Annotated in this window: 11 protein-coding genes; 8 read left to right on the top strand and 3 right to left on the bottom strand. The window is 66.9% G+C overall.

Annotation, left to right across the window (positions count from 1 at the left end; genetic code table 11):
- The first annotated feature begins 20 nt into the window (after positions 1-20).
- The 3 genes from VL15_RS27475 to VL15_RS27465 all read left to right on the top strand — a co-directional run bounded on the left by VL15_RS27475 (position 21) and on the right by VL15_RS27465 (position 3003).
- Entirely contained in the window at positions 21-548 is a 528-nt protein-coding gene (locus tag VL15_RS27475; protein ID WP_047901851.1) for an Lrp/AsnC family transcriptional regulator, read from the top strand.
- A gap of 226 nt (positions 549-774) precedes the next feature.
- The gene (gene poxB, locus VL15_RS27470) at positions 775-2496 is read left to right on the top strand and encodes a ubiquinone-dependent pyruvate dehydrogenase (protein ID WP_048249811.1); all 1722 of its coding nucleotides are present in this window, start codon (positions 775-777) and stop codon (positions 2494-2496) included.
- Positions 2497-2562: 66 nt separating this feature from the next.
- Positions 2563-3003, top strand: a complete 441-nt coding sequence (locus VL15_RS27465; RefSeq protein WP_048249810.1) for a GNAT family N-acetyltransferase — start codon at positions 2563-2565, stop codon at positions 3001-3003.
- 67 nt (positions 3004-3070) lie between these two features.
- On the opposite strand, the gene VL15_RS27460 is transcribed toward VL15_RS27465, so the two are convergent.
- On the bottom strand, positions 3071-3988 hold the full coding sequence (locus VL15_RS27460) for a LysR family transcriptional regulator (protein ID WP_048249809.1): 918 nt from the start codon (positions 3986-3988) through the stop codon (positions 3071-3073).
- A 119-nt stretch (positions 3989-4107) separates the two neighbouring features.
- On the opposite strand from VL15_RS27460, the gene VL15_RS27455 reads away from it, so the two are divergent.
- The 5 genes from VL15_RS27455 (at position 4108) to VL15_RS27435 (ending at position 9685) form a co-directional block, all read left to right on the top strand.
- Entirely contained in the window at positions 4108-5091 is a 984-nt protein-coding gene (locus VL15_RS27455) for an aldo/keto reductase (RefSeq protein WP_048249807.1), read from the top strand.
- Between the two features lie 198 nt (positions 5092-5289).
- The gene (locus VL15_RS27450; RefSeq protein WP_048249806.1) at positions 5290-5880 is read left to right on the top strand and encodes a class I SAM-dependent methyltransferase; all 591 of its coding nucleotides are present in this window, start codon (positions 5290-5292) and stop codon (positions 5878-5880) included.
- Positions 5881-6034: 154 nt separating this feature from the next.
- On the top strand, positions 6035-7468 hold the full coding sequence (locus VL15_RS27445; protein WP_048249805.1) for an alkaline phosphatase: 1434 nt from the start codon (positions 6035-6037) through the stop codon (positions 7466-7468).
- Positions 7469-7500: 32 nt separating this feature from the next.
- Positions 7501-8892, top strand: a complete 1392-nt coding sequence (locus VL15_RS27440; protein WP_048249804.1) for an alkaline phosphatase — start codon at positions 7501-7503, stop codon at positions 8890-8892.
- 37 nt (positions 8893-8929) lie between these two features.
- Positions 8930-9685 (top strand): hypothetical protein, encoded by a 756-nt coding sequence (locus tag VL15_RS27435; protein WP_048249803.1) that lies wholly within the window; start codon positions 8930-8932, stop codon positions 9683-9685.
- 150 nt (positions 9686-9835) lie between these two features.
- Here VL15_RS27435 and VL15_RS27430 read toward each other — a convergent pair whose 3' ends face one another.
- The gene (locus VL15_RS27430) at positions 9836-10975 is read right to left on the bottom strand and encodes an acyltransferase family protein (RefSeq protein ID WP_048249802.1); all 1140 of its coding nucleotides are present in this window, start codon (positions 10973-10975) and stop codon (positions 9836-9838) included.
- Positions 10972-11781 (bottom strand): OXA-1043 family class D beta-lactamase, encoded by an 810-nt coding sequence (blaOXA, locus tag VL15_RS27425; protein WP_048249801.1) that lies wholly within the window; start codon positions 11779-11781, stop codon positions 10972-10974. Before blaOXA ends, VL15_RS27430 begins: the two co-directional genes overlap by 4 nt.
- Between the last annotated feature and the right edge of the window lie 26 nt (positions 11782-11807).

The following is an 11807-nucleotide window of genomic DNA, read 5'->3' as shown; positions in this document are numbered from 1 at the left end:
AGAAAAGGAATATTCAGACCATGAGCACCTCCCCGAAGCGGCTCGACCGCATCGACATCGGCATCCTGAACCAGCTTCAGCAGAACGCGCGGATCACGAACGCGGAACTGGCGCGCGCGGTGAACCTGTCGACGACGCCATGCTTCAACCGCGTGCGCGCGCTCGAGAAGCTCGGGTTGTTCCGGCAGCAGGTGACGCTGCTCGATCCCGAACCGCTCGGCCTGCGGATCAACGTGTTCATCCAGGTCAGCCTCGAGAAGCAGGTCGAGGACGCGCTGCAGCGTTTCGAGGAGGCAATCTCGCAGCGGCCCGAGGTGATGGAGTGCTACCTGATGTCGGGCGACGCCGACTATCTGCTGCGCGTCGTGATGCCCGACATGCGCACGCTCGAACGCTTCATCATCGAGCGGCTCACGACGATTCCGGGCGTATCGAACATCCGGTCGAGCTTCGCGCTGAAGCAGGTGCGCTACAAGACCGCGTTGCCGCTGCCGGCGGCGGGGCTCACGCTCGTCGATCCGGACGAGTCGGCGTCCGACTGGAGCTGAGCGCACGATCTGTCCGCCTGTCCGTTCGCTGACGGCACGGTGACGGAACGATGACGCTCGCCGCACCGGATCGAACCCGTTGCGCGCCTGCACGTCCTACGCCAGTCGGCTCGCTTGCACCGTCGCGACGCGGCGCGGACCAAACGCGTATGCTCGTCCGGTCGGTGCCGGCTGCGCATGCACGGCCGGTTCTTGCGTGTCTCGAACCATCAACAGTGAGGACATCATGGCAAGACCAACGATGGCGGAATACCTGGCGAAGACGCTCGCGGCGGCGGGCGTCGAGCGCATCTGGGGCGTGACGGGCGACAGCCTGAACGGCCTGTCGTTCAGCCTGGCCCAGATCGGCTCGATCCGCTGGATGCACACGCGGCACGAGGAAAGCGCCGCGTTCGCGGCCGGCGCGGATGCCGCATCGACCGGGCGGCTCGCGGTGTGCGCGGGCAGTTGCGGCCCCGGCAACCTGCACCTGATCAACGGGCTGTACGACTGTCACCGCAATCACCAGCCGGTGCTCGCGATCGCCGCGCACATCCCGTCGACCGAGATCGGTCTCGGCTATTTCCAGGAAACTCATCCGCAAGAACTGTTCCGCGAGTGCAGCCATTTCGCGGAACTCGTGACCAACGCGTCGCAGTTCCCGCGCGTGCTCGCGCGCGCGATGCGCACCGCGATCGAGGAGCGCGGCGTCGCGGTGATCGTGCTGCCGGGCGACATCGCGCTCGGCGACGGCCCGGAAGAAACGCCGGCGTGGAGCGCATCGGCGCCGCCGTCGATCCTGCCGGCCGACGCCGATCTCGACCGGCTCGCGGCGCTGCTCAATGCATCCGACGCGGTCACGCTGCTGTGCGGCAGCGGCACGCAGGGCGCGCACGACGAAGTGGTCGCGCTGGCCGATACGCTCGGCGCGCCGGTCGTGCATGCGCTGCGAGGCAAGCAGTTCGTCGAATGGGACAATCCGTTCGACGTCGGGATGACGGGGCTGATCGGCTTCAGCTCGGGTTATCACGCGATGGAATCGTGCGACACGCTGCTGATGCTCGGCACGGATTTCCCATACCGGCCGTTTTATCCGTCGAACGCGAAGGTTGCGCAGATCGACTGGAAGGGTTCGCAGCTCGGGCATCGCGCGCCGCTCGCGCTCGGCCTGGTCGGCACCGTGAAGGAAACGATCGCGGCGCTGTTGCCGCGCCTCACGCGCAAGACGCAGCGGCGCTTCCTCGAGAATGCGCTGAAGCACTACGCGGCCGCGCGCAAGGGGCTCGACGATCTCGCGGTGGCCGAGCCGCCGGGCCGCGCGATCCATCCGCAATACCTGACGAAGATCGTCGACGAAGTCGCGGCGGAAGACGCGATCTTCACGGCCGACGTCGGCACGCCGACGCTGTGGGCCGCGCGCTACCTGACGATGAACGGCAAGCGGCAACTGCACGGCTCGTTCAATCACGGTTCGATGGCGAACGCGATGCCGCAGGCGCTCGGCGCTCAGGGCGCGCATCCGGGGCGGCAGGTGGTGTCGCTGTCCGGCGACGGTGGGCTGTCGATGCTGCTCGGCGACCTGCTGAGCGCGCGCCAGCTCAACCTTCCGATCAAGATCGTCGTGTACAACAACAGCCTGCTCGGCTTCGTGTCGATGGAGCTGAAGGCGGCCGGTTATCTCGATACCAACGTCGACCTGAGCCCGACCGACTTCGCGGCGATCGCGAAAGGTGCGGGCATCTTCAGCGTGCGCGTCGAGCATTCGGAGAACGTCGAGCAGGCATTGCGCATGGCGTTCGAGCATGACGGGCCGGCGGTGGTCGACGTCGTCACGTCGAAGTACGAGCTTGCGATGCCGCCGAAGATCGAGCTCGCGCATGCGAAGGGTTTCAGCCTGTTCATGCTGCGCGCGATCCTCAGCGGTCGCGGCGACGAGATCGTCGAACTGGCGAGAACCAACCTGCGGTAACGCGTGCCGCGCGTGACGCATCGTGCGTCGCGCGCGGTCTGTCGTACCGCCGAACAACACGAAAGCATGGAAATCCAGATTCGCGCATACAGGGAATCCGACCTGAGCAAACTGTCGGCCATCTGGTTCGACGCATCGATGCTCGCGCATCCGTTCCTCGGCGATGCGCGCCTGCGCCAGCAGCGCACGCTCGTCGAGGACATCTATCTGCCCGGTTCGGAAACCTGGGTTGCGTGTCGCGCGGACGAGCCGGTCGGCTTCATCGGCCTGCTCGACGCGTCGATCGGCGGGCTGTTCGTCGCGCCGGCGATGCACGGCCACGGCATCGGCCGCGCGCTGGTCGCGCATGCGCTGGCGCTCAAGGGCGCGCTCGATCTGGAGGTGTATGCGGACAATCGTGCCGCCTGTGCGTTCTACGAACGGCTCGGCTTCGAGGAAGTCTCGCGGCGCGACGAGGACGACGATGGCTTGCCGTTTGCGAATATCCGGATGCGCTCGACGCGCTGAGCGCGCAGGCAAGATCCGTGCGTTGCGCGGCGCCCACCGCGATGGGCTGGCAGGATTCCGCGTGTGCTCAATCGGGCGCTGCTTCACGCGCGCCGGCAGCCCACTCGCGCACGGCCTCGACGAAAAGCCGCAACGCGGCCGGCGGATGCCGGTTCGCCGGATAGTAGAGGCACAGGCTGTCGAAGGTCTGGCCCCACTCGGGCAGCACACGCACCAGTCGTCCGGATGCCAGATGGCCGGCGACGTGCGCTTCCGCGACCCACGCGATCCCGATACCGGTCAGTGCCGCGTCGACCATCAGGGTCTGGTTGCCGAGCGTCAACGGCCCGTCGACGTCGACGCTCACGCGCTTGCCGTCGCGCATCAGGTCCCAGCGATAGAGCGCGCCGCTTTCGAAGCGGAAGCGGATGCACGGGCAGCGCGTGAGGTCGTGCGGGCTTTCCGGCGGCGCGTGCCGCGTCAGGTAGTCGGGCGATGCCACCGCGACGAAGTGCATCGGGCCGCCGAAGCGCACGGCGATCATGTCGCGCGGCACGTCTTCGTGAACGCGGACGCCGGCGTCGAAACCGTGCTCGACGATGTCGATCAGCCGCGAATCGACGACGAATTCGACGTGGATGTCCGGGTAACGGGCGACGAAGGCCGGCAGCACATGCCGGATCAACGGACGCGACCCGGCCTCCGACGCGCTGATCCGGATCTGGCCGGACGGCCGGTTGCGGGCGGTCGCGGCATCGTTCAGCGCGTCCTCGAGATCGGCCACCGCGGGCCGCACGCGCAGCAGCAACTGTTCGCCGGCCTCCGTCAGCGCGACCGAGCGCGTCGTGCGGTTGAACAGCCGCACGCCGAGCCGCGCTTCGAGGTGGCGGATCGCGTGGCTCAGCGCCGACGGCGACACGCCCAGGATGCGGGCGGCGCCACTGAAGCTGCGCTGCTCCGCGATCGTGATGAAGGTCGTCAGTTCGCCGATGTCGGTGCGCTGCATTTGTGAAAATTCCTCAATAACGCATGAAACGATACGCCGATTGTTGAGCAGTATCCATCAACCTACACTGGCTTCCTCGGCATCCCGTCGATCGTCATCACTTTCCGCAGGAGAAATTCATGCAGACACGCGTACTTGGAAAGAGCGGCCTCGAAGTCTCGGCAGTCGGGCTCGGCTGCATGGGATTGAGTTTCGGCCTCGGCCCCGCCGTCGACAGGGCGAGCGGCATCGCGCTGATTCGCGCGGCGTTCGAACGCGGCGTGACGTTCTTCGATACCGCGGAAGCGTATGGCCCGTTCGTCAACGAGGAACTGGTCGGAGAGGCGGTCGCGCCGTTTCGCGATCAGGTCGTGATCGCCACCAAGTTCGGTTTCGAGAACGCCGAGCCGATGAAGGGCGTCGACAGCCGGCCGTCGCATATCCGCGAAGTGGCCGACGCGGCGCTGAAGCGGCTCAAGATCGACCGCATCGACCTGTTCTACCAGCATCGCGTCGATCCGAACGTGCCGATCGAGGATGTCGCGGGCACGGTCAAGGACCTGATCCGCGAGGGCAAGGTCGCGCATTTCGGGCTGTCGGAAGCCGGTGAGCAGACGATTCGCCGCGCGCACGCGGTGCAACCGGTCGCCGCACTGCAAAGCGAGTATTCGCTGTGGTGGCGCGAGCCGGAGGAGCACATTCTGCCGACGCTCGAGGAGCTCGGCATCGGCTTCGTGCCGTTCAGCCCGCTCGGGAAGGGCTTCCTGACCGGCGCGATCGACGCGAACACGACGTTCGCCGCGAACGACTTCCGCAATATCGTGCCGCGCTTCTCGGAGGAAAACCGCAAGGCGAACGCGGGCCTCGTCGATCTGCTCGGCCGCATCGCGACCGACAAGGGCGTGACGCGCGCACAGATCGCGCTGGCATGGCTGCTCGCGCGCAAGCCGTGGATCGTGCCGATTCCGGGCACGACGAAGCTGCATCGGCTCGACGAGAACGTGGGCGCGGCCGCCGTCGTGCTGACGGCCGACGATCTCGCCGCGATCGAGGCGGCGCTGCAACAGGTCAGGATCGTCGGCGAGCGTTATCCGGCGAGCTTCCAGCAGCGCGTCGATCGCTGATCCGTCGCGGGGTATTAGGGACAATCTTCACGTCGCCTTAAGTTTGCGTTTCCTAGAATCCATTTGATCGTCGCGCTTCCTGCGACGGAGCGATTCGTACAGGAGGATGCACGTGAAAGAATCCCGCATTGCCGTTGCCCTGCCCCGCGAAGTCAGCGGCACATCGAGGCTGAACGCGCAACCGATCGGGGCGTGCCGATGATCTGGCCGAACGCGTGGCGTGTCTCGGCACTGTTCGTGCGCGAGTGGGTCGGCCGTCCGGCCGCGGTGGGCGCGTTGTGTCCGAGTTCTCGGCATCTGGCACGCGAGATGGCCGATGCGGTGCCGGACGGCGACGGGCTGGTCGTCGAACTCGGCGGCGGCACCGGCGCGATCACCGCGGCGCTGCTCGAACGCGGGGTCGCGCCACGGCGCCTCGTCGTGGTCGAGCGTTCGCCGGCGTTCGTGCAGCACCTGCGGCGGCGTTTTCCGGAGGTGTCGGTCGTGTGGGGTGACGCGCGCCAGCTCGAACGGCTGCTGCCGCCCGCCGCGCGGGTCGATGCGATCGTATCGTGCCTGCCGTTGCGCACGCTGCCGCGCCAGGACGTCACGGCCATCGTCGATCAATGTCGACGCGTGCTGTCGGCCGACGGCGTGATGATTCAATTCACCTACGATTTGCGAGCGCCTGGCCGTCATCCGTTGAGCGATCCGGCATTTGTTGCGTGCGGCAGCCGCATCGTCTGGGCAAATATTCCGCCCGCGCGGGTCGTGACCGTGCGCAACGCCACGGCCGAAGTCGAGCGTTGACGCCGCCGCACGCGTGGCGCCGCAACGCGGCGTCGCGGCGATGTCTTTCATAATCCATACCAATCCTTCCAAATACCATTCATATTGCCGTCACATCAGGTTCCTAACATCGCCTTTCATTTCGAAAGCATCAGCACCGGGGGGAACCGGCAACATGAATCGAATCAAAATGGCGGCGCTGTTGTGTGCCGGCGCCTTTGCGCTTGCCGGATGCAACAGCGACGACGGCCCGACCAGCTCGACGCCGGCGCCCGTGCAGGCGGCGGCGCGCAACGTGATCTTTTTCCTCGGCGACGGCATGGGGATGACGACGCTGACCGCCGCGCGCATCTATGCGGTCGGTGAGGACGGCGCGCTCACGATCGACACGCTGCCCGAATCCGCGTTCGTGAAGACCTATTCGAACGATGCGCAGGTGACGGACAGTGCGCCGTCGATGTCGGCGTACATGACCGGCATCAAGACCAACAACGAAGTGATTTCGATGTCGCCCGACACGAAGGCGATCGAGCCGACCGCCGGCCTTACCGGCAACTGCGGCGCGAACAACGGCAAATCGGCGACGACGCTGCTGGAGATCGCGAAGGCAAAGGGGATGGCGACGGGTGTCGTGACGACCACGCGCGTCACGCACGCGACGCCCGCCGTGACGTATGCGCACGTGTGTCATCGCGACGCCGAGAACGACATCGCGGCCCAGCTCGTGCCGGGCGGCGCGGGCTACAACGGCGCGCTGGGTGACGGCGTCGACGTCGTGCTCGGCGGCGGCACGCAATTCTTCGTACCGAAGGACGGCGGCGGCAAGCGCACCGACGGACGCAACCTGGTCAACGAACTGAAAGCCAAGGGCTACGCGTTCGCGCAGAACCGCGACGACCTGCTGGCCGCGGATGCGACGAAGAGCGGGAAGCTGGTGGGCTTGTTCTCGTCGAGCCACATGAGCTACGACCTCGATCGCGGCGCGACCCGGGAGCCGAGCCTGTCCGACATGGCGACGCGTGCGCTCGACGTGCTGCAGAACAACCCGAAGGGCTATTTCCTGATGGTCGAGGGCGGCCGGATCGATCACGCGCTGCACGACACCAACGCAAAGCGCGCATTGCAGGACACGGTCGCGTTCGACAACGCGATCAAGGCGACGCTCGACAAGGTGCGCAAGACCGATCCCGACCTGAAGAACACGCTGATCGTCGTCACGGCCGATCACGATCACACGCTGGTGCTGAACGGCTATGCGGCGCGCACCGGCAAGACCGAAGCGGGCAAGCCCGGCGTGCTGGGCGTGCTACGCAGCTACCAGACGGGCGCGGTCGCGAAGGACGCGGACGGCGCGCCGTACACGATCATCGGCTTCGGCAACGGCGAGAACCGCGTGCAGGGCAGCCGTTCGGGCACCGCGCTCACCGACGCGGTGACGGGCGCCGACGATTATCGCCAGGAGGCGGTCGTTCGGATGGACAAGGGCAACGAGACGCACGGCGGCACGGATGTGTTCCTCGGTGCGATCGGCCGCGGCGCGGATGCGTTCCACGGCGTGATCGAGAACAACAAGGTCTTCGAGCTGGTGCGCAACGCGGTGCAGCTTTGAGCGCCGACAACACGGGTACAGGGGAATACAGGATGTCGACCATCAAGTGCATCGCGGCGGCGCTGGCCGTCGTGGGTTTCGCATGCGGCCCGGCGCAGGCCGCCGGCCAGGCGAAGAACGTGATTTTCTTTCTCGGCGACGGCATGGGGCCGACGACCGTGACGGCGAGCCGGATCTACAAGGTCGGCGAGTCGGGACAACTGACGATGGAGAAACTGGCCCGCACCGCGCGCGTCAAGACCTTCTCGAATGACGCGCAGACCACCGACAGCGCACCGTCGATGGCCGCGTACATGACCGGCGTGAAGATGAACAACGAAGTGCTGTCGATGTCGTCCGACACGCGCGCGGTCGCGCCGGGCAACGACGCCAACGGCAACAAGACCGTCAACAACTGCGCGCCGGGCAACGGCCAGCCGGTCGCGACGCTGCTGGAACTGGCGAAGGCGCGCGGCAAGGCGGTCGGCGCGATCACGACGACCGAGCTCACGCATGCGACGCCCGCCGCGACCTACTCGCACATCTGCCATCGCGATGCGCAGTACGACATCGCCGCGCAGGCAGCGCCGGGCGGTGCCGGCTACAACGCGGCGCTCGGCGACGGCGTCGACGTGCTGATGGGCGGCGGCCGCAACCACTGGACGCCGTTCGATCCGGTGGCCAACAAGCGCGGGCGCGCGGACGGGCGCAACCTGCTCGACGAGATGAAGGCGAAGGGCTACACGGTCGTGGCGAGCAAGGATCAGCTCGCGCAGGCGGGCAACGGCAAGCTGGTGGGCCTGTTCAGTTCGACGAGCCATCTCGAGTACGAGCTGGACCGTGTGGCGGGCAAGGGCGAAGGGCCGTCGCAGCCGAGCCTTGCCGACATGACGTCGAAGGCGATCGACGTGCTGTCGAAGAATTCGAACGGCTATTTCCTGATGGTCGAAGGCGGCCGGATCGATCACGCGCTGCACGGCACCAACGCGAAGCGCGCGCTCGAAGACACGGCGGCATTCGACGAAGCGATCCGCGTCGCGCTGTCGAAGGTCGACCTGTCGAATACGCTGATCGTCGTGACGGCCGATCACGACCACACGATGACGATCAACGGTTATTCGAAGCGCGGCAATCCGATTCTCGACATCAGCCGCAACTATCGCGACGGCCAGCCGAGCAAGGATGCCGACGGAAATACCTACACGACGCTGGTGTTCGGCAACGGCGCGAACCGTCCGAACGTGCGCGCATCGGTCGATTCGGCCACGGCGATGAACGAGGCGTATCTGCAGGAAGTCGGCGTGCGGATGGGCAGCGCGGGCTCCGAGACGCACGGCGGCGGCGACGTGATGCTGTTTGCCGACGGTGCGGACGCGAAGGCGTTCAAGGGCACGATCGACAACACGAAGGTGTTCGGTCTCGTGCGCTCGGCGTTCGGTTTCTGACGCCGGTGGCTTCCTTCATGACGAACGGGAATCCTCGATGAAACGCCAGCTACTCGCTGCGCTCGCTTGCGGGTTGATCGCGTTGCCTGCCTTCGCGGCGGCGGATCTCGACGCCGTGCTGCTGCACGAAAGCCGCACGGTGACGGCCGACGGCGTGACGCGCACCACGATGTACCGGGAACGGATGGTCCGGCGCGATGGCCACGTGTGGGTCGAGCGCATCCTTCTCGTCGCGGCGGCGGGCGGCGGTCATGGCGACGATCACGACCATGATCACGACGCTGGCGGCGCGCGCCAGGATCCGCCGCGCGCCGGCGTGCAGCCGGCTGCCGCGCACGCCGGCCACAAGCACTTCAACTTCCAGGCGGCCGCACGGCACGTCACCTACGACGGGAAGACGGCGCGCATCGAGTACGTGGATGCGGCGAACCGGACGGTCGTCGGCGTGCCGCCGGCCGAGTACGAAACCACGGGTTTCGACGGTTCGTGGGACAACGCGTACTACGTGACGCCGCCGTCGCAGCTTAAGCGGCTCGCGGTCGCGAAGCGCGGCGATGCGCCCGGCACCCGCTGGTACGAGCAGGCGGTCGAGTCGCCCGGCGCGCGCGGCGTGAACCGGATCCTGTGGAGCGAACGGCTGCAGGCGCCGCTGTCGGTCGAATACCGCAGTGCCGACGGCCACGTCGTGCGCAAGCTGACACTGACCCCGGAGCCGGCTGCGCGACGGGCGCCGTTGCCGTGGCAAACGCTCGCTGGTTACACGCACAAGGAATACGCGGATTACCTGGATTGACCGACGCGCGACCGATGACGCGGTCGCGCGGTCGATCGACATTGGGTAAGCGGGGCTTGCGGTCAGGTCGGCCGGTATCGTCGTGCGATACGGCCGGGCCCTGGCCGTTTTTTTCTGTCCCGCCGCGCGGCAGGGATTGCCGACGAATCGCTAGTAGGGCGCACCGTCCGGCACGCGCGCCGCGGGCCGCGACGCGACCCGTTTGATCAAGCGGTCGAGCGGTGTTGCATAGCCTCGCGCGATGACCGCGCTCAAGCCGGCCGACAGTGCCAGATACGTGACCAGCAACCCCAGCTTGCCGTCGCCGTGCATACCCGACGGCAGCCAGAACGTGCGCAGCGCGCCGAGCACGATCAGGTGAAACAGGTATAGCTCGTAGCTGAGCCGGCCGCTCCAGCGCAGCGGCGCGAGCACGCGGCCGGGCGTGCGTTCGCGTTCGGCATGCGCGCCGATCAGCAGCACGGCCGTGCCGAGCGCCATCGCGGAGACGCCGACGACATGGCTTGCCGCGATCGGCCACGCGAGATACAGCACCGTCATCGCCGCTGCCGCGAGCCACTGCACGGGCGCTGCCGCGAGCACCTGCCAGCGCGCGCGTTCGGCCAGCAACGCGGTACAGCAGCCGATCGCGATGCCGTCGAAGCACGCGAAGTACGCGTACAGGAAACCGCCTTCGTCGCCCGAATGCGTGGCGCGGTACACGGGGCCGATCGCGGTTATCAGCAGCCAGAACGCGAACAGCCGCGTGTCGCGGCGCAGCACGATGCACAGCAGCGGAAACGACAGATAGAACACCTCTTCGACCGACAGCGACCACAGCACGCCGAGCGCATAGTTGACCCATCCGTATGCGCCGATCAGCACGTTCATCCAGAACGTCAGCGACGCGAGATTCACGAGCCAGAACGACACGGCGATGCCCTGCGGCGCGTGGTTGGTAAAGATCGGCACGCCGGCCGCCGCAAGGCCGTTGACGAGCGCGAGCAGCAGGAGCAGGCACGGGACGATGCGCGCGACGCGCGACACATAGAACGCGCGCACGTCGAGCGTGCCGAGGCTGCCCCAGCGGCGGCGCGCATTCGACGTGATCAGGTAGCCCGAGATCGCGAAGAACATCGTCACACCATAGTTGCCGTTGCGCACGACCGCATGGATCGTGTCCCAGCCGAGCACGCGCGTAAGCGCCGTGTCGCGCAGCGGATACGCGATGTTGAAGTGATGCAGCAGGACGAGCAGGATCGATATGCCGCGCAGCAGGTCGATTCGCGCGTTGCGCGGAATGGTGCTCACTGTGGCTGCTCCGGTTCGGCGAGCGCCGGCAGCGCGTCGAGGAACGTGTCGCGCGCACGCAGCCCGGCGTTCGGCGCCTGCCGCTTGTCGTCCTGGATCAGGTACGCGAACGCGAGCTTGCGCGGCCCCTTCGCCGCCCAACCGACGAACCAGCCGTATGCGTGCGACGCGTCGTACTTGAGCCCCGGCGATCCCGTGCCGGTCTTGCCGTGCACGATCCAGCCGTCCGGCTGCCTGTCGATCAGCGTGATCCGCTCGGTCATGTCATACGCGTGCGCGCTGACCGGCAGCGTCCGGTTCGCGATCCCGCGCATGAAGCCGACCTGTTCGAGCGGCGAGATCTGCAACGACGAATTGACCCAGGCGCCCATCACACCGCTCGATTCACCCTGTTGGCGGGTGACGTCCGCGTTGCCGTAGCCGAATGCGCTCGTGTACTGCTGGAAACGCGTTTGCCCGAGCGCCTGCGTGATCTGCTGCGAATACCAGAAGATCGACAGCTTCATCCAGCGCGCCGGGTCGGTCGGTTCGCGCCAGGGCGCACCGCCCCAGTCGGGGTAGCCGGCGTGGAAGTCGAGCGTCGGCGTGTGGTCATCTTTCAGGATGCCCGCATCGAAGCCCATCAGGCTGATCGCGACCTTGAACGTCGACGCAGGCGTGACGCGGGTCGCACAATCGCCTTGCCGCACGAGTATCTGGCCGGTGGTCGCATCGGCGACCACGGTACAGACGGGGCGGGCCTGAATGGAAGCGGCGGCCAGCAGGCCGACGGCGAAGGCGAACAGCGTGCGGCGCCAGGGATTCAAGCGAGGCTCCTACGGGACAGGGTGTG

The organism is Burkholderia cepacia (assembly GCF_001039005.1).
GTDB classification, from domain to species: Bacteria; Pseudomonadota; Gammaproteobacteria; order Burkholderiales; family Burkholderiaceae; genus Burkholderia; species Burkholderia theae.
The sequence above is the reverse complement of the archived record's forward strand: the minus strand, read 5'-3'. Positions and strand labels throughout refer to the sequence as shown.